Genomic DNA, 23,391 nt, shown 5'->3' with positions numbered 1-23,391 from the left:
ACTCCCGGCGCCGGCCGCCCGAACGGTCCGGCCGGCGCCGCGGCACCACGTTCATCCGTCAACCACACCGTGCGACCGTCACACCGTCAGATGGACGCCGCTCACCCCGTTCACGCCCGCGGCCACCCCGGCCGGGCACCAGGAGGATCAGATGCTCGACCACCGGCTCAGCAGCGAGTACGAGGAACTGCGGCGCACCGTCGCGGAGTTCGCCCAGGACGTGGTGGCGCCGAAGATCGGTGAGTTCTACGAGCGGGAGGAGTTCCCCTACGAGATCGTCCGCGAGATGGGGCGGATGGGCCTGTTCGGCCTGCCCTTCCCGGAGGAGTACGGCGGCATGGGCGGCGACTACTTCGCCCTCGGCCTCGCCCTGGAGGAACTCGCCCGCGTGGACTCCTCGGTGGCGATCACCCTGGAGGCCGCCGTCTCGCTCGGCGCGATGCCGATCTACCGCTTCGGCACGGAGGAACAGAAGCGCGAGTGGCTGCCCCGGCTGACCTCCGGCGAACTCCTCGGCGCCTTCGGCCTCACCGAGCCGGAAGGCGGCTCGGACGCCGGCGCCACCCGCACCACCGCCCGCTACGACGAGACCACCGACGAGTGGGTCATCAACGGGACCAAGTGCTTCATCACCAACTCCGGCACCGACATCACCGGACTGGTCACCGTCACCGCGCTCACCGAACCGATCGCTCGTTCGAGTGAAGAGGGCGAATTCCGCTCGCCCGTACGGGAGATCTCGTCCATCATCGTGCCCACCGGGACCCCGGGGTTCCAGGTCTCGAAGAAGTACTCGAAGGTCGGGTGGAACGCATCCGACACCCGCGAACTGTCCTTCACCGACTGCCGCGTTCCCGCGGCCAACCTGCTGGGCGAGCGTGGCCGAGGTTACGCCCAGTTCCTGCGGATCCTCGACGAGGGCCGCATCGCGATCGCGGCCCTGGCCACCGGCCTGGCCCAGGGCTGCGTCGACGAGTCCGTCAAGTACGCCGGCACCCGCCGGGCCTTCGGCCGCCCGATCGGTGCCAACCAGGCCATCCAGTTCAAGCTTGCCGACATGGAGCTGCGCGCCCACACCTCCCGCCTGGCCTGGCGGGACGCCGCTTCCCGGCTGCTGCACGGCGAACCGTTCAAGAAGGAGGCCGCCATCGCGAAGCTGTACTCGTCCGAGGCCGCCGTCGACAACGCCCGCGAGGCGACCCAGATCCACGGCGGGTACGGCTTCATGAACGAATTCCCGGTCGCCCGCTTCTGGCGCGACTGCAAGATTCTCGAGATCGGGGAGGGCACGTCGGAGGTTCAGCGCATGCTCATCGCCCGGCAGCTCGGCGTCACGTCGTGACGATCGGTACCTGACCGCCGGCTCCCGGCCGTCGACTCCTGGCGGCCGGTCCCAGTCGGCCGACTCCTGACGGCCCGCTCCAGACGGCCGCCTCGTGACGGTCACCTCGCGGGCCGAGCCCACCGGGCCAACCCACAATTCCACACAGGCTGTTGAGGACGTCCTCAGGGGATCACGATCACCGGGCGGTTGGCCCGCCGCGCCAGCCGCCCGGAGACCGAGCCGAAGATCTTGCCGAGGAGGCCGTGCGTCGTGCCGACGACGATCGCGTCGGCGGCGTACTCACGGCCCACCTCCTCGATCTCGTGGCAGATGTCGCCGCCTCGCTCGATCAGGACCCACGGCACCCCCGCGAGGAAGTCCGCGCAGGCGAGCTCCAGGCCCAGGACCTCCGTGCGGTGGTCCGGGAGATCGACGAAGACGGGAGGTTCGCAGCCTGCCCAGACCGTGGCGGGCAGGCGGTTGGCGACGTGCACGATCACCAGGCCGCACTGCGACCGGCGGGCCATGCCGACGGCGTAGGCGAGGGCGCGCTCGCTCGACAGCGAGCCGTCGAAGCCCACCACGACGCCGTGCTGGAACACCGGATCGAGGGAACGCCCGGACGCGTCCGTCACCGACGGATCGGTGTGCCGGCCGAGCGAGCCGCCGGCCGTGTCCGGACGCTCGGCACCCGGGCCGGGGCGGCCCGTCACCGGGGGCACCGCAGGCTCGGCCGGGCGCCCGTCACGGCGCTGGTGCGGGCCGGAACGATCGCGTCGGCCGAGGCTGCCGCGACGGAGGCTGCGCAGGGCCCGTGCCAGGCCATGGGGTGCGCCGTGGGGTTCGGTCCGCTCAACGCTCCCGACTGCGGGCCGGACCGGCGGATCGGCGTGCGGGGCAGCGGAGTTGTCGACTCGGCCGTCCGCGTCGGCTCCCCCATCGGCACCGAGGTCGGCAGCGGCGCCGTCGCTGCCGTCCGCACCGTCTTCGGCGTGCCCGCCCGGCCGTTCGTCGGGGCGTCCGGCATCGGACGCGTCGACGTGCTCATCGACGCGCTCGCCCGGGCGCTCGTCGGGCCGGCCGTCGGCCGCGTCGAGGTGCGTGCGGGCGCCGTCTCCCCGGGGCCCTGCGCCCGCGCTGCGGGACGCATCCGGTTCGACCGGTCGGGAAGGCTCAAAACCAGCCATGGCTCACGGCTCTTCAAGGGAGAGGGGCCGACAGGAGAGGACAACGCTGCCCGGGCAGCAGGCCCGCCCACGGGATGACGTCGGTCTGCGACGCGCAGCACCGTATGTGACCTGTTCCTTTCAGAGTACGACGAGCGTGGGGCCCAGCCCAGCGGCGAAGCCCAGGAGCGACGTTGTTCCCGCGAAAGGAGGATGCGCCCGCCGTGGCAGTGCGCCCTGCCCGCAGGCGATCGCGCCCCCTCCAGAACGGAGGTTCTAAGGAGCTTGACTGAGCGGGCCCAGAGGCGCAACAGGCCCGCAGGACACCGTGACCGGACTGTCATGGATTGGCGACGATCTGTTGCGGGGCGTCGCCAACCGTCACGCCCCGCGAGCCCCGACCTGCTCACCGGACCGTCCCGGTCCGCCCCGTCCATCCGGTGTCCGGGCGGTTTCAGCCACTCCGTACGGCTTCGCGACGCGGTCCGGCATTTGCCAGGTGCATGGGCCGGGCCGCTGGCACCATGCTCGGCATGCCCCTGCTCCTGTTCGACCTCGACAACACGCTGCTCCCCCGGGACGCCGCCTACCGGGCCTGGGCGCAGGACTTCCTGTCCGAACACCACCTGCCGCCCGGCGACCTCGACTGGTTCGTCACCCTCGACGGCGGGGGCTACGTGCCGCGCAGCACCGTACTGTCCGCGGTGCGGCGCCGCTACGGCCTGGACGCCTCGGTCGAGTTGCTGCTCGCGCACTTCCGACGCGGGATCAACTCGCACATCCACTGCCCGGCCCGGAACGTCGAGGCGCTGCGGACCGCGCGGGCGGCCGGATGGACGCTCGGGATCGTCTCCAACGGCGGCACCCGGCCGCAGTTGGAGAAGATCCGGCGGACCGGGCTGGGGCCGCTGGTCGACGGCTGGGTGATCTCGGAGGAGGCCGACTGCGTCAAGCCGGACCCGCTGATCTTCGAGATAGCCGCCCGGCGGTGCGGCATCCGACCGACCGGGGACTGGACTTCGCACACCTGGATGGTCGGGGACCACGCGCCCGCCGACATCGCCGGGGCCGAACTGGCCGGGCTGCGCAGCGTCTGGCTGCACCACGGCCGGCCGTGGGCGGAGGGCGGCTACCGGCCGACGCTGAAGGCGGCCGGGATCCCGGAGGCCGTGAGCCTGGTGCTGTCCGCCCGCAACGCGCCCTCGATCCGGGCGGAGGTCCGGACCGACGCCCGGGCAGAGGCCCGGACGGAGGCCCGGAGGGAGAGCCGGGCCGGTGTCCGGCCGGGCGTGCGCGCGGGCGGGCCCGCGCGGGGGCAGACGGACGGGGTACCGGTGCGTGCGACGGCGCTGCTCGGCGCGCGGTCCGGCGCACGTCCGGCGACAACCGCCCCGGAGGGTCCGAGTGCGCCCGTTCCCGTGCACGCCGGGACGGCCGTCGCACCGGCTTCCGGAGCAGGGCGCGGTGTCCGAAACCGATCAGGCGGGTTTGCCGCGACCGCCGACGGCCTCCAGGGCCCAGGAGGAGGCCGGGGGCCGAGCGCCGGGGCGGGCGGCGACCTGCGGACGGGCGGCGGGGCGGAGCCGGGCGCGAACCGCGACCGGGCACTCGCGCCGGTGCGGCCGACCCCACTCCGCACGGCGGACGGTGGGAGCAAAGGTGCTGGTGGGACGGCCGGTACGGGTGGGACAGGCCCCGCCCGGACCGTCTTCGCCGCGGCGCCCGGCAGCGTGGGAACCCCCACGGCCGCACCGGCCGCGCCCGCACCGGCCGCTCCCGCTCCAGGCATCCCGGGTAGGACGAAATCGGCCGTCGTCCTTCCGACCACCGTCACCCCGATCGGTTCCGCACCGCTCGGCCCCGCGCCCGCTGCGGCAGCGGTCGCCCGGTAGCTCACCGCCCTGCCCCGGCACGGCCGCCCGCCCCCAGCCGCCCCCGGCCGCCGGAGCGGCCGCGACCCCGCAGGTCAGCCACCCGGCGAGGTGCGGGTCCACCAGTTGGTCGACCCCTGCCCGGTGAACCCGAGCTCGCGGTACAACGGCTCGCCGGCCGAGGTGGCGACCAGGGTGGTCGGGCGGTCCGGGTGGGCGTGGGCCAGGACGGTCCGCAGCACTGCCCTGGCCACGCCCCGTCCGCGCTGGTCGGGCAGGGTGGCGACCCAGTACACCCCGGTGGCGTCCCCGTCGTCGTAGCTGAGGCAGGCGCCCGCCGGTGCGCCGTCGACACTGCCGAGCCAGGCCCGACAGCCGGGCTCGCCCAGCAGTCGCTCCGGAAGGGCTTCGCCTCGGGTCCAGGGCTGTCGGGCAGGCAGCGGGAAGCCGTCCACGATGGTCCGTTCGACCAGGGCGAGGGCGTCTCCGTGCGCCGCCTCATCAACCGTCAGGACGCTGCCTTCGCGCGCCTTTGAGACGACCGGCAGCTCGACGGTCGGCGCTGCGTTCGCCCCTGTGGTCGCCCCTGTGGTCGCCCCGGCGGCCGGCTCGGCGGACGCACCGTCGGCCGGCCCGGGCTCCCGGGCCATCACCGGCATGGGCGGCATCCGGACGGCCCCGAGGCGGGTCAGGTCGAGCCCGCCGTACGGGTCCTCCACGGTGAAGCGGACGGTCTCCCACTCTGCCAGCAGCTCGGCCAACTGCTTTTCCACGTCAGCGGGTTGGGCGTAGGGGCGGGTGACCAGGAAGCGCTGGGAGTCGTCCGGGGTGCGCGCGCAGCGGACGGCCGTGAGCCCCGGGCGGACGCGGTACCGCCAGCCGTGCGCCCGGGCTTGGGCGAGCCAGAAGGCGGCGGCGTTGTCGTTGGCCTGTTCGAGCCGGCTGTTGGTGTTCACGGCAGGAACGTAGCCCTTGGCGGCGGTGCCGGTCGGCCCGTTCCGGCGCTGGCCGGATGAAGCCTGGGAGGCGCACGGCCGGCGCGCGTGCGCCCTCCCGTGCACCGCCGATTTTCGGTCAATTTCGTGCCACGTCCTCTCCCTTGGGCAAATCCGCAGCCCAGACCCGCCGGCCGGGCGCCCGGAACCCGGACGCCCCAGGAACCGCCCCGCGACAACCAGCCACCGTTGCACGGGCCCTCTTCCCAGAAGGGTCGACGGGTGCCACGCTTCGTGATCGAATGCATCACGCCAAATTGCCATGTCGACATAGCGTCGGATGGTGAACTTGTCACAACGGCAACGGTCCACCCGATAGATTTCGATCTTGGCCAGCAGTGCCGCACCACCCACACCACACCACCGAGGGGGCTTGAGCGCCTTGAGCAGGGTGAGCAGGAGCGACGCGGGTCCTGACAGCGGCCAGGCGCCGGCCGGCACCGCGAGTCGGTCCGCGAGAAGCACCGGCACCTCCGCGATCGGCGCCACCACCCGCACCTCCGGCACCCCGAGCCCCTCGGGCCCCGCCCCGCACTCCCCCTATCCCGCCGTGCCGTCCGCCCCGGGCCACGCCCCGGCCGACCACGGCGGCCAGGCACACGGCGGCGCGGCGCTCGGCGGCCCGACCTCCTACGGTGCGCAGCCGGTCCAGGGCGGTCACCAGGGTGGCCATCAGAACGGGCATCAGGGCGGGCATCAGGGCGGGCGCCCGAACCCCGCCGGACAGCCCGTCAGCCGAGGTCCCGTCAACCCGGGCCACGGTCAGGCGCACGGCCCGACCCAGTCGCTCGGCGGCCCCGGCCAGCCCTACGGCGAGTACCCGGGGCACCCCGGCTACCCCGGCAACCCCGCCCACGCCGGCAATCCGGGCTACCCCGGCCACCCGGCCTACCCCGTCGGCGGCACGACCCCGGGGCCGAACGGCTCCGGCGCCGGCCCGCTCGGCGGCGGCCTCGCCCTGGGCACCGCCCCCGGCCACGGCCCGCTGGGCCACGGCGGTCCGGGCGGCAACGGCTCCCCGGGCGCCCTCGCGACCATCGGCTCCCCGCGCAAGCTGTCCGGCCGGCGCCGCCGGGAGACCGTCGCGGTGCTGATCTTCGGCGGTGCGCCGATCTTCGAGAGCTCCATCCCGCTCTCCGTCTTCGGCGTGGACCGCCAGGACGCCGGGGTGCCCCGCTACCGACTGCTGGTCTGCGCCGGGGAGGAGGGCCCGCTGGCCACCACCGGCGGCCTGACCCTCTCCGCGCCGTACGGGTTGGAGGCGCTCGCCCGGGCCGGCACGATCGTCGTACCGGCCTGGCGCTCGATCTCCCAGCCGCCTCCGGTCGAGGCGATCACCGCCCTGCGCAAGGCCCACCACGAGGGCGCGCGGATCATCGGGCTCTGCACCGGTGCCTTCGTGCTCGCCGCGGCCGGTCTGCTGGACGGCCGCCCGGCGACCACCCACTGGATGTACGCGCCGACCCTGGCCAAGCGCTACCCGCGGGTGCACGTCGACCCGCGCGAGTTGTTCGTGGACGACGGCGACGTGCTGACCTCGGCCGGCACCGCCGCCGGGATCGACCTGTGCCTGCACGTGGTGCGCAGCGACCACGGCGCCGAGGCCGCCAACGCGCTGGCCCGCCGTCTGGTGGTGCCCAGTCGCCGCAGCGGCGGTGGACAGGCCCAGTACATCGATCAGTCTTTACCGGAGGAGATCGGCAACGACCCGTTGGCCGAGGTGGTCACCTGGGCGCTGGAGAACCTCAACCAGCAGTTCGACGTCGAGGTGCTGGCGGCCCGTGCCTACATGAGCCGGCGCACCTTCGACCGCCGCTTCCGCACGCTCACCGGCAGTGCGCCGCTGCAGTGGCTGATCACCCAGCGGGTGCTCCAGGCGCAGCGACTGCTGGAGACGTCGGAGCTGTCGGTGGACGACGTGGCGCGTCGGTGTGGGTTCCGGTCGCCGGTCGCGCTGCGCGGGCACTTCCGCCGCCAGCTCGGGGTCTCCCCGGCCGCGTACCGGACCACCTACCGGGCGCGTCGCCCCGGGCAGCAGCAGCCGACCCCGGCCGGGGCGCACGGCACCGACCTCCGGCTGCCGGGTGCGCTGGCGCACGCGGCGGCGGCGGGCGGTGGACTGTTCGGTGGTCCGGTGCACGGCGGGCCCGCCGGCCAGCCGTTCCCGGGCGGTCCGGGCGCGCAGGTGCCGGCCGGCCAGCCGGGCCAGCACGGGCAGCCGGTCGGCCACGGACAGCCGGTGCCGCACGGACAGGCCGGTCCGTACGGTCCGGGGCAGGCCGGGACGCCGGCCGCCCAGGGCTTCCACGCCCGCGCGGGTCAGCCGTACCCGCACCAGCAGGCCGCGCAGCAGCCGCACCCCGGGCAGCAGGGTGCGGCGCGCGGTCCGGTGCGGTCGCCGCTGGTTCCGCCGCAGGCCGGTCCGGGTGCGGGGCGTCCGCCGCGCACCGCCGAGCACGCGGCGGCCGAGGACGGCCACTCCCAGCCGGGGGCGCGCGGCCAGGGCCAGGGGCACCGCAGCGCGGTCGAGCGGCCCGGTGACGAGCCGGGCGCGGCCGGGCGGACGCACGGGGCGCCGGGCGGCCGGGTGCCGGCCGGTGGCGCCGGGCAGCCGGCGGCCGGGTCGGGTGACCCCCGGGGTCGGCAGGCGCGGGCTCCGCAGGTCCGCGCTCCGGGTGCCCGGGCGACCGCCGCGGACGGCGCACGGGCGGCGCGCGAGGCCCGGGCCGGACGGGACGGCCACGCGGTCCGCACCGGCCGGGAGGGCGAGCGTCCGGACGGCGCCGAAACCCACGACGGGGCGGAGGAGCACCAGGCCGACGCCTGCGCTCCGGCACCCCGGTCGGCTCCTCCGGTCCCCGCGGCGCGTGATCGCGCCGTAGGGTGAGTTGCGTGAATGACCGTTTGGTATGGATCGACTGTGAAATGACCGGCCTCGACCTCGACCGGGACGCCCTGGTCGAGGTCGCGGTGCTGGTGACGGACTCCGAGCTGAACATCCTCGGCGAGGGCGTGGACGTCATCATCCGCCCGCCCGCGGAGGCTCTGGCGCACATGCCGGAGGTGGTGCGCACCATGCACACCTCCTCCGGCCTGCTGGAGGAGCTGGAGCAGGGCGTGACCCTGGCCGAGGCCGAGGAGCGGGTCCTGGCGTACGTGCGCGAGCACGTGCCGGAGGCCGGAAAGACGCCGCTGTGCGGCAACTCGGTGGCCACCGACCGCGGCTTCCTGGCCCGGGACATGCCGGCCCTGGAGAAGCACCTGCACTACCGGATCGTGGACGTCTCCTCGATCAAGGAGCTGGCCCGTCGCTGGTACCCGAAGGCGTACTACAACAGCCCGCCGAAGGGCGGGAACCACCGGGCGCTCGCGGACATCCGCGAGAGCATCGACGAACTGCGCTACTACCGCGAGGCGGTGTTCGTGCCGCAGCCCGGCCCGGACGCCGAGACCGCGCGCGCGATCGCCGAGAAGTACCGGGCCTCGACCGACTGACCGGGGCCGGGCCCGTCGCGGGGTCGGAGGGGGTGCCGTCGTTCGCCGGGACGAAACCCTGGCGCGAGCACCCTCTCGGATCCTGTAGAGTTCTTCCTGTCGGAACGGGAACGCGAGAGCGGGAACGGACCGGACAGATGGTGGGTGTAGCTCAGTTGGTAGAGCACCTGGTTGTGGTCCAGGTGGCCGCGGGTTCGAGTCCCGTCACTCACCCCAGAGCCTGAGGGGCCGATCTCTTCAAGAGATCGGCCCCTCAGGCGTTTTCGCGTTCCCTGATCGGGCGCGGGATCAGTTGTGCCCGGCGGCCCGGGTTTTCCGGTCGGCCTCTGCCACAACAAGCTACCGGCTAGTAACATCGTCGCCATGACCACTCCTTCGATCGGCCAGATGCTCGACGCCACCGTGCCGATGGCGCACACCCTCAAGCTCGAGTACCTGGAGACCACCCCGGACCGCGCCGTGCTCCGGCTGCCCGACCAGCCCGCGTACCACAACCACGTCGGCGGCCCGCACGCCGGCGCGATGTTCACCCTCGCCGAGTCCGCCAGCGGCTGCATCGTGCTCGCCGCCTTCGGGGACCAGCTGTCCCGGGCCGTGCCGCTCGCCGTGAACGCCGAGATCGCCTACAAGAAGCTGGCCATGGGCGAGGTCACCGCCACCGCCGTGCTCGGCCGCCCGGCCGCCGAGGTCGTCGCCGAGCTGGACGCCGGCGGCCGCCCCGAGTTCCCGGTCACCGTCGAGATCACCCGCGCCGACGGCGCCGTCACCGGTGTGATGACGGTCACCTGGACCCTGCGCCCCAACTCCTGACCGCCGCGCGGTGGTCCCGGGTGCGGCACCCCGGGGCCACCAGCGCGATGACTGTCCGTGACGGCGGGCGTGACCTCACCACCCGCCCGCTCGTTCTCAACTCACGTGCGAGCCAATCACGCGACCGAGCCCCAGGAACCCGCCCGCGGCGTCACCGGAGCGCGTCGGGCCGCCGCCCGGTGGCTGCCCCGCCCCCGCACCGTCGCCGCCGGCGGGGCCCTGCTCGCCCAGCTCTGGGGCGTCGGCGCCCCCGGCGCGTACGCGGCCGACGCCGAACCGTCGCCGGGCCAGCTCCGACCGGCCGTCCGCCGGGCCGTGCACGGCGGGACGGCGCTCGACGGGCCGTCAGCCGCCCGCCCGGTCGCACCGGGGCAGCCGGGCGCCGCGGACCCCGGCCGCTCCCCCGGACTCCTCGGGGAGTCGACCGACGGCGGACCGGTCGACAGCCCGGCCGGCGGAGCCACCGGCGCGGTCGGCGGCGTCCTCCAGGAGCGCATCCGGGCCGGCGGGCTCCCCCTGCCCGGTCAGGGCACCGCCGTCCCCGACGCGTTCGCCCTCGCCTCCGGCCTGCTCGGCGGCGTCCCCGCCCAGGGCCGCTCCAGCGGGACCCGCGCCTCCCGCGAGGGCGAACCCGCCGCCCTGCCCGCCGTCCCCCGGCGCCGCTCCGGCACGGGCACCGGCGACCAGGGCGCCCCGCCCCCGCCGGAGACGGCCGGGACACCCCCCGTCCGGGAGGCCGCGGCGCACGAGGAGCCGGGCACCGCGCAACCCGCCGGTGCGGCAGGGGCGGCGAGCCCGTCCGCGACCCCCGTCGCACCGGCGGACGCGGGCACGCCCGAGGCGCTCGCCCTCGCCGACACCGCGTCCGTCACCGCCGCGGAGGACGGCACCGCCACCGCGACCGCGGTGCTCGCCCCGATCGCCGCCGGGCTGCTGCTCACCGGCGCGGCGATGTTCAAGCACCGCGGGCTGCCGCGCGGGCACTGAGCCCGCCCTGGGTCCGTCCGACGGCAAGGGGCTGGACAGTCGGCCTGGCCTCAGGGCGCCAGTTCCACTTCCAGCAGCGGGAGTTCACGCCCCGGTAGGGAGCCGGAACGGCGAACCCGAGCACCCGGGTGCCGTCCTCGGCCACCGAGGCCCGCTCGACGGCGGCGGCGTCCAGGGTCAGCTCCTCCCGGCAGGCGGCCATGAACGCCTCGTCGTAGCCCCAGTACGCCCTTACGCCTTGGCCCGAAGGGCGATGCCGGTGAGCGGCCCGGCCTCGTCCGGGCGGATCGGATGCGCATGCGGCCCCCTCGCGTCGACAGCCGGACACCCGTGGCCACTGTGCGCCGAGGCTCGGTCGCCTGCCAACCGTTTTTACGACCCCGGGACGGCAGGCGCCGCGTCAGCGGAAGACGCCCGGCGGAGGCTCCGGGGAGGGTGCCGCGGTGGCGTCGGTGGCCGGGGCGGCGCCGGCCGTGAAGTCGGCGAGGGCGCGGCCGTGTTCGACCCGGCCGAGGGCGGAGTCGGAGGCGACCCGGCGGGTCAGGTCGGCGATCGGCAGCGGGGTGTGGGCGGCCGCCAGGACGAGGTTGCCGAAGCGCTTGCCGCGCAGCACGGCCGGGTCGGCGGTCAGGCACAGCTCGGGGAAGACCGCACCGAGGGTGGCGACCTGGGAGCGGGCGAAGGGCAGCGCGCCGCCGTCGGCGATGTTGGCGGCGTACCAGCCGCCGGGGGCGAGGGCGCGGGCCGCGAGGGTGGTGAACTCGACCGTGGTGCAGTGGGCCGGGGTGCGGGCGCCGGAGAAGACGTCGGTGATGACCAGGTCGACGGTGCCCTCGGGGGTGCGTTCCAGCACGCTGCGGGCGTCCCCTCCGCGCACCTTGATCTGCCAGCCGCGCTCCAGGGGCAGTTCGGCGCGGACGAGTTCGGTGAGCGCGGTGTCGATCTCGGCGACCTGCTGGCGGGAGCGGGGCCGGGTGGCGGCCACGTAGCGGGCCAGGGTGAGCGCGCCGCCGCCCAGGTGCAGGACGGTCAGCGGCCGACCGGCCGGCGCGACCAGGTCGATCAGGTGGCCGAGCCGGCGCTGGTACTCGAAGCCCAGGTGGGTGGGGTCGGCGAGGTCCACCAGGGACTGCGGGGCGCCGTCGATCAGCAGCGACCACGCGTGCGGGCGGTCGCGGTCGGGCCGCAGCTCGGCCAGGCCGGACCCGACCGGGCGGGTCAGCGGCCCCTGGGCGTGGGTACGGCCGTCCGCCCCGGTGGTGAGCACCGGTTCGGGGCTGCGCGCGGCCCTGTTGCTTCGTCCCATGGGGGCCATTATCGCCGGAGGCGACGTGGGCCGGTGTCGCCGGAGGCGACGTGGGCCGGTGTCGCCGGAGGCGACGTGGGCCGGTGCCGCCGGAGGCGACGTGGGCCGGTGTCGCCGGAGGCGACGTGGGTGCTGTCGCCGGAGGCGACGTGGGCAGGCGGGGCACACCCCCTGGCCAGGGGCGTGCCGCGGGGATCCGGCCGGAGAGGCGTACGGGGCCCGGCCGGATCCGCGCGGCACGCCCGCTAGAACGGCCCGAGGCCGCCCGCGGTGAGCGTGCAGGCGGCCTCGCAGAGGGCGGAGCGGAGCACCCAGGCGTCGGTGGGGCGGGTGGCGCGGCCGGTTCCGGCGGGCGGGATCACCCAGCGCGGGTCGGTGGCGCCGGGCACCAGGGCGCCGGCCGTACAGGAGCTGCCGGGCAGGTGCCAGGTCTCCCAGGTGCCGGCCGGGACGAGGAAGGAGACGGTGCTGCCGTTGCGGCTCTGCAGGACGGCCCCGCAGGCGCGGCGCAGCCGCAGGATGTCGACTGCCTCCAGGCCGTGCCGCAGGGCGACGGTCACGGTGTCGCAGCCGGTGAGGAGGGTGTCCTCGGCCGGGACGACGGCGTCCCGGCGCAGCCCGCCGCAGGAGCCCCGGCCGCCCTCGACCGGGCCGCGGCCGGGGAACCGGTCGTCGGCCGGGTCCGGGAGCAGGGCGGGGGCGGCGGCGGCGAGCACGCCCCCGGCGAGGGGTCGGTACTGCGGCAGTCCGGCGGCCATCATGGGCCCTCCTGTTACCTCGTCGGTTCGGAAGCGCTGCCGCCGGGGGTGGGGCCGCGGGGCGGGGACGGGCCGGGGGGACGGCCTGGGCTTCCACGTATCAGGACAACGCCGCGGGGTCGCCGGAGGCCACGGGGCGCCTTACAGCAAGGCATGGCATTTCATGGCGGATATCCGGCAACAAAGCCCGTTTTGCCCCGTATTGACAGCAGACGTCCCGCAAACCCAATGTGGCCGCTCGGTGACTCCGAGTACTCTCGGCGCCATGGCAGCCACCCCACCGGCCGAGCCGAACCGACCGTCCCCCAACACCGTGATGCGCGAGCTGCGCGGCGACCGCTCACCCGGCGAGTTCGCCGCGGCCGTCCGCCGGGCCGCCCGCGAGATCGGCGAGCACGTGTCCTGCGACGCCCGCTACGTCGGCCGGGTCGAGTCCGGTGAGATCCGCTGCCCCAACTACGCCTACGAGCGGGTCTTCCGGCACATGTGGCCGGAACGCACGCTCACCGACCTCGGTTTCTCCCCCCGCACCGCCGTCCGCCGCCGCTCGGCGGACGGCGCGCGGGCGGCCGCCGAGTCGGCTGCGCTCCACCTACCGATCCATCCGCCGTTCCCGCCCCTGCCAGCCCCGCGCTCACCACTCTCCACCCAACTCCCGTACGCTGCCTCGCCGTACGCGGGTCCAACCGCTCCGGACGGGCCCCGGTGGCCGAGGGCCGGCGCGGTGCCCCGGGGGCCCGATGGATCGCCCTATCCCGACGAGGAGAACGACGACGTGCGTCGCCGTACGTTCCTGGCCGGCGGCTCGACCGCGCTGGCCACCGTGATCGGCATCGACCGCCCGGCCGCCGCCGGCCCGGTCAGCCCTGCCGTCACCCCTGCTTTCCCCGCCACCGGCCCCGGCATCGGCCCGGTCCCCGCCCAAGGCGCCTTCCCCGGCATGGAGTTCACCGCGCCCGTACTGCACGGCGCCGACCCCGCGGTACCCGGGCGGCCGGGGCCGGTACCGCCGCCGCGCAAGGTCGGCGCCGCCGAGGTGCTCGGCGTCGAACAGGCCGTCCGGGACATCAGACTGGCCGACGACGCGCACGGCGCGGACGCCCTGTACGAACTCGCCGGGCAGTCGCTGCGCACCGCCTACCTGCTGCTCAACGAGGGCGAGTACAGCGAGGAGACCGAGCGCAGGCTGCAGGCCGGCGCCGGCGAACTGGCCATCTCGGTGGGGTGGTTGGCGCACGACTCGAACCGGCTCGCGGACGCCCGCTCGTTCTACGCCGAGGCGCTCGCCACCGCCCGGATGGCCGGGGACTCCGCACTGGAGGCGCACGTCTTCTGCAACAGCGCCTTCCTCGCCCGGGACGCCGGGCGTCCGCGCGAGGCGCTGCGCGCCGCACAGGCCGGACAGTCGGCCGCCCGGGAGCTGGACTCCGCCCGGCTGCTCGCCCTGCTCGCCATGCGCGAGGCCGGCGCCTGGGCCGTACTGCGGGACCGTTCCGCCTGCGAACGCGCGATCGGCCGGGCCTACGCACTGTTCGACCGGGGGCCGTCGGAGACCGACCCGGAATGGATGTCCTTCTTCGGCGAGGCGGAGATCGCCGGGCTGCAGTCGCAGTGCTGGTCCGCGCTGGAGGACTGGGAGCGCGCCAGCGAGCAGGCCGCACTGGCCATAGCGCTACAGGAGCCGCACTTCGTCCGCAACCGGGTGCTGTACACCGCCGAACTCGCCCACGACCGGCTCGGCCGGGGGGACTTGGCGGGGGCGGCACACCACGGCTCGGCCGCCGTCGCCCTGTTCGGCGAGGTCCGCTCGGCCCGGATCCGCAGCATGCTGGCGGACACCGCGGGACGGCTGCGCCCGCACGCCTCGGTCGCCGAGGTCCGCCGCTTCCTGGTCGGCTACGACCGGGCTGCGGCGGCCTGAGCGGCTCGACGACCGTCCTGACGATTCCGACCGGCCGTCAACGGCGGCCTCAGTGGCCGGTGTTCAGCCCCTCCAGGTGGGACAGGTCGTTCCAGACCTCCACCGCCGGGGCGCCGTACTCCCAGGACAGCACGCACAGCGCCGCCGTGCCGAGCTTGAACCGCTGGGCGTACTCGGGCGGCAGGCCCAGCCAGCGGGCGGCCAGGATGCGCAGCAGGTGGCCGTGCGCGAAGAGAACGACGTCCCGGTCGGCGCAGTGCATCTCGGTGGTGTCCGGCTCCGGGACGCCGTGCTCCTCGTTGAGTCCGGCGAGGAAGGCGTCCACCCGGGCGGCCACGTCGGAGAGCTTCTCGCCGCCGGGGACCCCGTCGCGCCAGATCAGCCAGCCGGGGTGGTCGGTGGCCCGGATGTCGGCGCCGGTGCGGCCCTCGTACTGGCCGTAGTCCCACTCCAGCAGCTCGGGGCGGTCCACCGCGCGGTCGCCGAAGCCGGCCAGCGCGCAGGTCTCCTTGGCGCGGCCGAGCGGGCTGGTGTAGACGAGCGCGTCCGGCATCCCGTTCCAGGGGGCCTCGGCGAGCCGGGCGCCGAGCGCCCGGGCCATCGCCCGGCCCTCCTCGGTCAGCGGGATGTCGGTGCGGCCGGTGTGGCGGCCGGTGGCCGACCACTCGGTCTCACCGTGGCGGACCAGCACGATTCGGGCGGGCATGGGAGGCTCCTCGCAACGGGGCGGTCAACGGTCGGTCTCACCCTTGAGCACCGGGCTCCATGATCCCCCACCGGCACAGCGGCCACGATCCCGGGCCTGGGCCCGATGGGCCGGTTACGGCCGGAACGGGCTGGAACCGCCCGGTCCGCACCGCGTTGTCGGACCCGGATGCGACACTAAGCCGCACCATGAACGTCTCGACGAACGCCCCGCTCGGCGGGCCCGCTGAGCCGCTCGCCCTGCGGCTCGCCGAGCTGCGCGGACCGGCCCCGCAGCGCAGTCTGAACGCCCGCTCCCTCGCCGCGCTGGCCGCCAATCCGGGCTGCCGGCGCCGCGCCGTCCTGGACGCGGCGGGAGTGGACAAGTCGGCGCTGGCCGCCCGGCTCGGCCGCCCCGCCCCCTTCGGGCAGTCCCCGTTCGCGATCGCCCGCGGCCTGGTCTTCGAGTCCCGGCTGAAGGCGGACGACTACGCCGCCCTGCTGGAACCGCTCCGCGCCCACCTCGGCGTCCCCGCGGACGACCGCGCCCCGCTGCTGGTCCCGGACCTCATGCACCGCTCCGGCCCGGCCGTCCGCGCCGACCGGACGGCCGAGGTGCTCGCCCGGGCCGCCGCCGACCCGGAGGCCTGGACGCTGCTGGACCATCCGATGCTGCGGCTCGCCGTGGCCGGCAGCACCGCCTACCTGGAACCGGACGCCCTGGTGGTGCACGGCGGGCGGTGCACGGTGGTCGAGATCAAGTCCTTCCCGGTGCTGGACGGCAGCGCCGACCCGGCCAAGGTCGGCGCCGCCGCCCGCCAGGCCGCGGTGTACGTGCTGGCGCTCCAGCACGCCGCCGCCGCGGCCGCCGGTCTGCCGCTCGCCGACGACCCGTACACCGAGCAACTGCTGCCGGGCAGCCCGCGCACCAGCGTCCTGCTGGTCTGCCCGAAGGACTTCGGCAACCGGCCGACCGCGGTCGCCGTCGACGTCCGCCGCGAACTGGCCACCACCCGCCGCCAGCTGAGCCGGATGACCGGAATCGGCCGGCTGCTGGAGGAGCTGCCGCCCGGCACCGACTTCGACCTGGCCACCGACGAGGACGGTGCCCCGGCCCGCAGCTCCGAACAGCTGACCGCCGCGGTCGAGGCGGTCCCCGCCGCCTACAGCCCGGACTGCCTCTCCACCTGCGAACTCGGCTTCCACTGCCGGGCCCGGGCCCGCTGCGACGACCGGGTCGAGCAGCTCGGCCGGGGCGTGCGCGGCGAGCTGGGCAGCATCCGCACGGTCGCGGAGGCCCTGGCCGCCGCCGTCAACGGCGGCAGCCACGAAGAGGACGGCGACGGCGCGCACGAGGCGGCCGCGCGCCTGGCCTACGCCGCCGCCCTGCGCGCCGAAGCCCTGGGCGGGACGGCATGAGCCTGCTGACCACCCTCGCCCGGCTGGAGGCCGTCCGCAGCGGGCGGGCCGAGCCGCTGGCCACCGTCCGGCACCGGCACCTGTCGGAGCGCCCGATGGTGCTCGTGCCGCTGACCGCCGCCGGTGAGGCCGGGGCCCCGCTGGCCGTCATGCTCGGCACCGACCGGGACGCGCCCCGCCTGCACCTGGTACCGCAGCCGCTCAACCGCACCCTCCGGTTCGACTACCTGGCCGCGCTGGCCGCCGAGCTGCTGCCCTACCTGGAGTCCTTCGGCACGGACGTCGAGCAGATCGAGGGCTCCGAGAAGGACCCGGAGACCGGCGAGAAGACCCAGGTATTCCGCGAGCTGTGCGCGGACGCCCCGCAGCTGATCGTGCCCAACGGCGCGGGCGTGCAGCACCTCGCCCTGATCGGCCGCTCGACCCGGTTCCGCCGCACCGCCGAGGACGCGGATCCGGGCCCCTACCCGGCGCCGCTGCGGGTGCCGCTGCTCGGCCGCTGGCTGACCCACCTCACCGACCGCGCCCAGGTGCCCGGTTCCAGCCTGCTGCTGCCGATGACCGGCCTGCTCGCCCGGCACTGGGCCACCGGCCAGAGCCACCTGGAGGACCAGCACCTGGCCGCCCGGCTGGCCTGGCATGACCCGCCGCCGGGGCTGACCGGCGCCGCCGCGGCCGAGCTGGCCGAGTCCGCCCGCGACGAGCAGGGGCAACTGCTGCACCCGCCGGCCGGTCCGGCCACCGACCCGGGCTTCGACGAGGGCGTGCTCGCCCCCGCGATCGCCCGCTACGACGCGGCCGTCAGCGCCCTGCGGCCCAGCACCGAACAGCGCGACGAGGCCGCCGCAGAGCGCGCCCGGGCAGCCGTCCGCGCGGCGCTCGACCACCTGGAGCGGGTGCTGTCCGCCGTCCTGCTGCCGACCTGGCGGGACGTCTGGAAGGGCCTGGACCTGCTGCGCGCCCTGCCGCCGGCCGGCCACCTGGAGGAGCGCTGGACGGGCGACCGCTGGTCCTACACCGGCCACCGGGACCGCCTGGCGGCCGGCGAACCGCCGCAGCCCCGGCAGGACGACGCCGTCACGGCGGCCCGCAAGCTCGCCCAGCGCGAGCGCGAGCAGGCCCGGCTGGACGTCCAGGAGGCGCTGGACGACCCGCTGGCGATGGCCGAACACCGGCTGTCCGGCGAGGCGTTCAGCGGGGTGGTGACGGAGGTGGTGCCGGACTACGACACCACCGGCCGCTCCCCCAAGCCGCGCCCGCTCGTCACCCTGCGCACCGCCGACCGTCCGCACGCCGACCTCGGCCGGGAGGCGCACCGGGTGCACGGTCCGACGGCGCAGAAGGCCCGGATCGTGGCGGTGGACCCGGCCGAGGGCACCATCACGCTGCGGGTGCTGTCCGGCATGGGCCGCAAGAAGGAGCCCGAACCGGGCAGCCTGCCGGAGCCCGGCGAGCCGGTCACCTTCACCCTGTTCGAGTTGACGGTCCGCCAGTCCGCACCGCTGCCCGAGCCGGACGACACCCCGTGGACCCACGGCGGCCCGCCCGGCGCCGCCGCGCCCGGCCCGTCCGCGGCCCCGTCCGCCGCCGCTGCCGTCGTCGAGGAGTGGGAGTGATGAGCGAACCGATCAGCACGCAACCCCCGGGGGCGGCCGCCGACGCCGCCGTGGCCCGGATCCTGGCGGCCACCGTCCACCCGGCGCCCGGCGCGCCGCGCGGGGTGGTGGTGGACTCCCCGCCCGGCGCCGGGAAGTCGACCCTGGTGGTGCGGGCCGCCCGCGAGCTGGTGGCGGCCGGCGAGCGGCTGATGGTCGTCGCCCAGACGAACGGGCAGGTGGACGACCTGGTCGGCCGACTGGCCGAGAAGGCGCCGGAGTTGACGATCGGCCGACTGCACGCGGCGGACTCCCGCCCCGGCCCGGAGGTGCTCCGGCACGCCAACGTCACGCCCTCCGACAAGGTCGCCGACCTGGTCGAGCACGATGTGGTGGTCTCCACCGCCGCCAAGTGGCAGTGGGTGCGGGCCGAGGCGCCGTGGCGGCACGCGATCGTCGACGAGGCGTACCAGATGCGCTCGGACGCCCTGCTCGCGGTGGCCCGGCTGTTCGAGCGGGCGCTGTTCGTCGGCGACCCGGGCCAGCTGGACCCGTTCACCGTGGTCGGCACCGAGCAGTGGGCGGGCCTGTCCTACGACCCGTCCAGCAGCGCGGTGGTGACGATGCTGGCGCACAACCCGCAGATCGAGCCGCACCGGCTGCCGGTCTCCTGGCGGCTGCCGGCCAGCGCGGCACCGCTGATCTCCCGGGCGTTCTACCCGTACACGCCGTTCCGCTCCGGCACCGGCCCGGACGACCGCGGGCTGACCCCGGCCGTCCGCCCGGACGGCTCGGCGCTGGACGCGGTGATCGACCGGGCCGCCGAACACGGCTGGGCGCTGCTGGAACTGCCCGCCCGGCACACCGTACGGACCGACCCGCAGGCGGTGGCGGCCGTCGCGGCGACCGTCCGGCGGCTGCTGGAGCGCGGGCTGACCGCCCGCTCCGAGCAGGGCGAGGCCCCGCTCGGAGCGGACCGGATCGCCGTCGGCACGGCGCACCGGGACCAGGCGGCGGCGGTGCGGGCCGCCCTGCTCAAGGCGGGCGTCCCGGTGGACGGCACGGTCGGGCCGGCCGTCACGGTGGACACCGCGAACCGGCTGCAGGGCCGGGAGTACGACGTCACGGTGGTGCTGCACCCGCTCTCCGGGCGCCCGGACGCGACCGCCTTCCACCTGGAGACCGGCCGGCTCTGCGTGCTCGCCTCCCGGCACCGGCACGCCTGCATCGTGGTCGCCCGGGCCGGCATCGCCGAGCTGCTGGACGAGCACCCCTCGACCGAGCCGGTCCAGTTGGGCGTCCCGGTGGCCTTCCCGGACGGCTGGGAGGCCAACCACCAGGTCCTCCAGCACCTCGGCGGCCACCGGGTCCATCTGCGGTAGCCGCTCGCGGACCGGCCGGCCTCGAACCGGCCGGCCCTCGGGGCCGGTCAGTCCTCGGTCTCGCAGACCGCGAAGGCCACCACGGACCCGTGGGCGGCCTGGGCGCTCCAACCGGTGGCGTCGGCGGTCGGCCCGCTGGCGCGCACCGGCCCGTCGGCGTCGGGCTGGAGCCGGTAGCCGCCGCCGGTCAGGTGGGTGCCGCTCGGGCAGGTGGCCGTCGAGACGCCGCCCGGGCTGCTGGGCGGCCCGGTGACGACGTGCGCCGTCTCCGCGGCGGCGGCGGGTGCGGCCGGGGCCAGGACGGCGGCGGCCAGTAGGAGGCCGGTGGACAGTGCGCGCATGGGGTGCTCCCGATTCGGTGGTGCGGACTCCGGCGGTGCGGACTCCGGCGGTGCGGATGCTGTCGCCCGACTCAACCGGTTCGCATGCGATCAGGAAGCGCGGCGCCCGGGGCACCGCCCCGGCGCACGCCGGGGGAATAGCGCCTGCACGCGCACCGTTCCGCTACCGGCCGCCGCCGCGAGACAATGGACGACGGCCACAGGCGGGCGGTGCGGCCCGGAGCAGCCCACCGCCCTCCCCCACCCGAGACCCCGGAGGTGTCCGTCCATGCCCGACTCCCCCGCCGAGGCGCCCGAGCCCACCAGGCGTCTGCGCCCCGCGCAGCTCCTGTTCGAGCCGCAGTCCGCCGAACCGGAGCCGGAACGATTCTTCGACCTGGAGTCGATCGACGACCCCGCCGAGCTGCTGCGCCGCTCCACCGAGCTCGCCCTGGCCTTCCGGGCCGCCGCCGAGCGGGCCACCGACTTCCAGGCCGTCGCCGCCGCGCAGCTCGCCGACCCGCGCCGGTTCGACGCGCTGTCGAACACCCAGGTCGCCGAGCGGGCGGACTGGACGCCGGACTACGCCGCCAAGATGATCGAGTACGGCCGCGGCCTGCTCCAGCCGCGCCGCCACGAGGACTGATCGCCGACCCCCTGGCATATGCCAGCGGCGGAGGGTACGCGACGTCCCGCCGCCCTGTCCGGCGAACGGCGCTTTCCACCACGGCGGGGGCGCGCACGGCGCAGGCTGCTGGGCGTGGACATCTGGACGCACCAATCGGTGGAGTACATCACCGTGGCCGGGGAGGCCTGGCTGGCCTCCGCCAGCGAGTACCCGCGCAGCATGCGCGCCCTCTGGGAGGCCCGCCCGTGGGCGCCCTCCGTGCTGCCCTGCGGGCGGGCCTTCGACGTGATCAGCATGCCGTCGCTGTTCGGGCGCCGGGTGCTGGACGAGCTGTGGGCCTCCGGCCCCGGTTGCGGCCCGGTCGCGGCCTACCGGGGGCGCACCCTGCTGTTCGTCCAGCCCGGCTCGGCGCCCCGGCTGCGCCGGCTGCTGGCCTGGGAGGAGTGGGCCCGGGACGTGCCGCCGCTGCTGTGCCACGGCAAGGGCGACGCGGTGACCGTGCCGCCGCTGCAGCGGATGGTGCACGGCCCGGACTCCTCCGGCCGGGGCACCGGCCGCTGGATCATCGCCCCCGAGGAGCGGGAGCCCAGGCTGCCCGGGGCCTCGGTGGTGCTGTGGGCCTGCGTCCGGGCGGCTCGCGAGCCCGGCCAGGGCGTGCCGGCCGAGCCGGTCCTCGTGACCGGCGGGTGAACGGGGGGCGGCCGGTATTCGATTTTGGCTCGACCGCCGGCCGCTGCTAAAGTCTTCTCTGTCAGCAGGCGCCGCTAGCTCAGTTGGTTAGAGCAGCTGACTCTTAATCAGCGGGTCCGGGGTTCGAGTCCCTGGCGGCGCACAGACAGCCGGAAGGCCCCTTGCGAAAGCAGGGGGCCTTCCGGCGTTTCCGCACCGCCGGCCGCGAGCTGCCGACGGCCGACCGCCGACCAGGAGCAGCCGGGCCGCCCGCCGGAGCGGACGGCCCGACCCGGGGCTCAGCGGCCGCGCAGCGCGCGGTAGCGGGCGACCAGCTCGGCGGTGGAGCTGTCCAGCTGCTCGCCGCCCTCACCGGTGAGCAGCACCGGCTCGATCCGCTTGGCGAGCACCTTGCCCAGCTCCACGCCCCACTGGTCGAAGGAGTCGATGTTCCAGATCGCGCCCTGGACGAACACCTTGTGCTCGTACAGCGCGACCAGCTGGCCGAGCACCGACGGGGTCAGCTCGGCGGCCAGGATGGTGGTGGTCGGGTGGTTGCCCTTGAAGGTCTTGTGCGGGACGAGTTCGGCCGGCACGCCCTCGGCCGCGACCTCCTCCGGGGTCTTGCCGAAGGCCAGCGCCTGGGTCTGGGCGAAGAAGTTGGCCAGCAGCAGGTCGTGCTGGGCGACCAGACGGGCGGGCAGGTCGGCGACCGGGCGGGCGAAGCCGATGAAGTCGGCCGGGATCACCTTGGTGCCCTGGTGCAGCAGCTGGTAGTAGGCGTGCTGGCCGTTGGTGCCGGGGGTGCCCCAGACCACCGGGCCGGTCTGCCAGCCGACCGGGGTGCCGTCGCGGGTCACCGACTTGCCGTTGGACTCCATGTCCAGCTGCTGGAGGTAGGCGGTGAACTTGGACAGGTAGTGCGAGTACGGCAGCACCGCGTGCGCCTGGGCGTCGAAGAACGCGCCGTACCAGACGCCCAGCAGACCGAGCAGCAGCGGGACGTTCTGCTCCGGCGGGGCGGTGCGGAAGTGCTCGTCGACCAGGTGGAAGCCGTCCAGCATCTCGCGGAAGGCGTCCGGGCCGATGGCGATCATCAGCGAGAGGCCGATCGCCGAGTCGTAGGAGTAGCGGCCGCCGACCCAGTCCCAGAACTCGAACATGTTGGCGGTGTCGATGCCGAAGTCCTGCACGCCCTGGGCGTTGGTGGACAGCGCGACGAAGTGCTTGGCCACCGCCTCGGTGCCGGCGTCCAGGCCGTCGAGCAGCCAGCCGCGGGCGGAGATCGCGTTGGTGATGGTCTCGATGGTGGTGAAGGTCTTCGAGGCCACGATGAACAGCGTCTCGGCCGGGTCGAGGTCCCGGACCGCCTCGTGCAGGTCGGCGCCGTCCACGTTGGAGACGAAGCGGACCGCGAGGTCGCGCCGGCCGAAGGAGCGGAGCACCTCGTAGGCCATCGCCGGGCCGAGGTCGGAGCCGCCGATGCCGATGTTGACCACGGTGCGGATCGGCTTGCCGGTGTGGCCCTTCCACTCGCCGCTGCGGACCCGGTCGGCGAAGGCGGCCATCTTGTCCAGAACGGCGTGCACGCCGGGGACGACGTTCACGCCGTCGACCTTGACGACGGCGTCGCGCGGGGCGCGCAGCGCGGTGTGCAGGACGGCGCGCTGCTCGGTGATGTTGATCTTCTCGCCGCGGAACATGGCGTCCCGCAGCTCGGCGACGCCGGTGGCGGCGGCGAGCTCGCGCAGCAGCTCCAGCGTCTCGTCGGTGACCAGGTGCTTGGCGTAGTCCACGTGCAGGTCGCCGACCTGCAAGGTGTGGGTGCGGCCGCGCTCGGGGTCGGCGGCGAACAGCTCGCGCAGGTGGGTCTCGCCCAGCTCCGCCCGGTGCTTGGCCAGGGCGGCCCACTGCGGGGTGCGGTCGAGCGGGGTGCGGGCGTCGGCGCGGGTCTCCGACATCGGTGGGTCCTCGATTCATCTGGGTGCAGAAACCGGCAGGGCCGTGCGTGAGGGCCAGGCCATGAGGGTCTTCCGCGAGGTCGTGGCGGTACTGGTGGTG

General features: G+C 75.3%; 20 protein-coding genes, 2 tRNA genes and 1 pseudogene. 15 read left to right on the top strand and 8 right to left on the bottom strand.

Going from position 1 to position 23,391, the window contains the following annotated elements:
- Positions 1-151: 151 nt before the first annotated feature.
- Entirely contained in the window at positions 152-1,342 is a 1,191-nt protein-coding gene (locus tag ABTY61_RS12370; protein ID WP_350504891.1) for an acyl-CoA dehydrogenase family protein, read from the top strand.
- Positions 1,343-1,506: 164 nt separating this feature from the next.
- On the opposite strand, the gene ABTY61_RS12365 is transcribed toward ABTY61_RS12370, so the two are convergent.
- A complete protein-coding gene (locus tag ABTY61_RS12365) occupies positions 1,507-1,959 on the bottom strand; it encodes a universal stress protein (protein ID WP_350504920.1) in 453 nt (150 codons plus the stop codon).
- Between the two features lie 201 nt (positions 1,960-2,160).
- On the opposite strand from ABTY61_RS12365, the gene ABTY61_RS12360 reads away from it, so the two are divergent.
- Together ABTY61_RS12360 and ABTY61_RS12355 are read left to right on the top strand one after the other, a co-directional pair.
- Positions 2,161-2,589 (top strand): hypothetical protein, encoded by a 429-nt coding sequence (locus ABTY61_RS12360; RefSeq protein ID WP_350504890.1) that lies wholly within the window; start codon positions 2,161-2,163, stop codon positions 2,587-2,589.
- A 434-nt stretch (positions 2,590-3,023) separates the two neighbouring features.
- Complete coding sequence (locus ABTY61_RS12355) at positions 3,024-4,382, top strand: HAD family hydrolase (RefSeq protein ID WP_350504889.1); 1,359 nt, start codon at positions 3,024-3,026, stop codon at positions 4,380-4,382.
- Between the two features lie 74 nt (positions 4,383-4,456).
- On the opposite strand, the gene ABTY61_RS12350 is transcribed toward ABTY61_RS12355, so the two are convergent.
- Entirely contained in the window at positions 4,457-5,317 is an 861-nt protein-coding gene (locus tag ABTY61_RS12350) for a GNAT family N-acetyltransferase (protein WP_350504888.1), read from the bottom strand.
- Between the two features lie 1,075 nt (positions 5,318-6,392).
- Between ABTY61_RS12350 and ABTY61_RS12345 the strand changes: the two are divergent.
- The 5 genes and pseudogenes from ABTY61_RS12345 to ABTY61_RS12325 all read left to right on the top strand — a co-directional run.
- Positions 6,393-7,401 (top strand): annotated as a pseudogene (locus tag ABTY61_RS12345) (helix-turn-helix domain-containing protein); the annotation flags it as partial.
- 847 nt (positions 7,402-8,248) lie between these two features.
- Positions 8,249-8,851 carry an oligoribonuclease gene (orn, locus tag ABTY61_RS12340; protein WP_350504887.1) on the top strand — a complete coding sequence of 201 codons (603 nt, stop codon included), beginning with the start codon at positions 8,249-8,251 and terminating at the stop codon, positions 8,849-8,851.
- A gap of 140 nt (positions 8,852-8,991) precedes the next feature.
- Positions 8,992-9,067: transfer RNA gene (locus ABTY61_RS12335), tRNA-His, on the top strand.
- A 147-nt stretch (positions 9,068-9,214) separates the two neighbouring features.
- Positions 9,215-9,661 carry a DUF4442 domain-containing protein gene (locus ABTY61_RS12330; RefSeq protein ID WP_350504886.1) on the top strand — a complete coding sequence of 149 codons (447 nt, stop codon included), beginning with the start codon at positions 9,215-9,217 and terminating at the stop codon, positions 9,659-9,661.
- 105 nt (positions 9,662-9,766) lie between these two features.
- Positions 9,767-10,648 carry a hypothetical protein gene (locus ABTY61_RS12325; RefSeq protein ID WP_350504885.1) on the top strand — a complete coding sequence of 294 codons (882 nt, stop codon included), beginning with the start codon at positions 9,767-9,769 and terminating at the stop codon, positions 10,646-10,648.
- Here the strand turns inward: ABTY61_RS12325 and ABTY61_RS12320 are convergent.
- From ABTY61_RS12320 to ABTY61_RS12310, 3 genes are all read right to left on the bottom strand, one after another.
- Positions 10,617-10,850: a hypothetical protein gene (locus ABTY61_RS12320; RefSeq protein WP_350504884.1), complete on the bottom strand. Its 234-nt coding sequence runs from the start codon at positions 10,848-10,850 to the stop codon at positions 10,617-10,619. The two genes, ABTY61_RS12325 and ABTY61_RS12320, sit on opposite strands and share 32 nt — an antisense overlap.
- 198 nt (positions 10,851-11,048) lie before the next feature.
- Positions 11,049-11,954: a spermidine synthase gene (locus ABTY61_RS12315; protein ID WP_350504883.1), complete on the bottom strand. Its 906-nt coding sequence runs from the start codon at positions 11,952-11,954 to the stop codon at positions 11,049-11,051.
- Positions 11,955-12,199: 245 nt separating this feature from the next.
- The gene (locus ABTY61_RS12310; RefSeq protein ID WP_350504882.1) at positions 12,200-12,715 is read right to left on the bottom strand and encodes a hypothetical protein; all 516 of its coding nucleotides are present in this window, start codon (positions 12,713-12,715) and stop codon (positions 12,200-12,202) included.
- A 262-nt stretch (positions 12,716-12,977) separates the two neighbouring features.
- Here ABTY61_RS12310 and ABTY61_RS12305 point away from each other — a divergent pair, with 262 nt between their 5' ends.
- Positions 12,978-14,633, top strand: coding sequence for an NsdA family TPR-like regulatory protein (locus ABTY61_RS12305; protein WP_350504881.1), 1,656 nt, complete (start codon positions 12,978-12,980; stop codon positions 14,631-14,633).
- Positions 14,634-14,682: 49 nt separating this feature from the next.
- On the opposite strand, the gene ABTY61_RS12300 is transcribed toward ABTY61_RS12305, so the two are convergent.
- Positions 14,683-15,339 carry a histidine phosphatase family protein gene (locus ABTY61_RS12300; protein WP_350504880.1) on the bottom strand — a complete coding sequence of 219 codons (657 nt, stop codon included), beginning with the start codon at positions 15,337-15,339 and terminating at the stop codon, positions 14,683-14,685.
- Positions 15,340-15,527: 188 nt separating this feature from the next.
- On the opposite strand from ABTY61_RS12300, the gene ABTY61_RS12295 reads away from it, so the two are divergent.
- From ABTY61_RS12295 to ABTY61_RS12285, 3 genes are read left to right on the top strand one after another with little or no spacing between them, the layout of a single operon-like run.
- Complete coding sequence (locus ABTY61_RS12295; protein WP_350504879.1) at positions 15,528-16,736, top strand: hypothetical protein; 1,209 nt, start codon at positions 15,528-15,530, stop codon at positions 16,734-16,736.
- Complete coding sequence (locus tag ABTY61_RS12290) at positions 16,733-18,352, top strand: hypothetical protein (RefSeq protein ID WP_350504878.1); 1,620 nt, start codon at positions 16,733-16,735, stop codon at positions 18,350-18,352. Before ABTY61_RS12295 ends, ABTY61_RS12290 begins: the two co-directional genes overlap by 4 nt.
- Positions 18,352-19,713 carry an AAA family ATPase gene (locus ABTY61_RS12285; protein ID WP_350504877.1) on the top strand — a complete coding sequence of 454 codons (1,362 nt, stop codon included), beginning with the start codon at positions 18,352-18,354 and terminating at the stop codon, positions 19,711-19,713. Before ABTY61_RS12290 ends, ABTY61_RS12285 begins: the two co-directional genes overlap by 1 nt.
- 47 nt (positions 19,714-19,760) lie before the next feature.
- Here the strand turns inward: ABTY61_RS12285 and ABTY61_RS12280 are convergent, their stop codons facing one another.
- A complete protein-coding gene (locus tag ABTY61_RS12280; RefSeq protein WP_350504876.1) occupies positions 19,761-20,054 on the bottom strand; it encodes a hypothetical protein in 294 nt (97 codons plus the stop codon).
- A 268-nt stretch (positions 20,055-20,322) separates the two neighbouring features.
- On the opposite strand from ABTY61_RS12280, the gene ABTY61_RS12275 reads away from it, so the two are divergent.
- The 3 genes from ABTY61_RS12275 (at position 20,323) to ABTY61_RS12265 (ending at position 21,493) form a co-directional block, all read left to right on the top strand.
- Entirely contained in the window at positions 20,323-20,679 is a 357-nt protein-coding gene (locus ABTY61_RS12275; protein WP_350504875.1) for a DUF8844 domain-containing protein, read from the top strand.
- A gap of 54 nt (positions 20,680-20,733) precedes the next feature.
- Positions 20,734-21,351 (top strand): bifunctional DNA primase/polymerase, encoded by a 618-nt coding sequence (locus ABTY61_RS12270; RefSeq protein WP_502895282.1) that lies wholly within the window; start codon positions 20,734-20,736, stop codon positions 21,349-21,351.
- A 68-nt stretch (positions 21,352-21,419) separates the two neighbouring features.
- Positions 21,420-21,493: transfer RNA gene (locus ABTY61_RS12265), tRNA-Lys, on the top strand.
- 136 nt (positions 21,494-21,629) lie between these two features.
- Here the strand turns inward: ABTY61_RS12265 and pgi are convergent.
- Positions 21,630-23,291, bottom strand: a complete 1,662-nt coding sequence (gene pgi / locus ABTY61_RS12260) for a glucose-6-phosphate isomerase (RefSeq protein WP_350504873.1) — start codon at positions 23,289-23,291, stop codon at positions 21,630-21,632.
- Positions 23,292-23,391 lie beyond the last annotated feature (100 nt).

The sequence above is a fragment of the Kitasatospora sp. NPDC096128 genome, assembly GCF_040303105.1.
Classification (GTDB): domain Bacteria; phylum Actinomycetota; class Actinomycetes; order Streptomycetales; family Streptomycetaceae; genus Kitasatospora.
The sequence above is the reverse complement of the archived record's forward strand: the minus strand, read 5'-3'. Positions and strand labels throughout refer to the sequence as shown.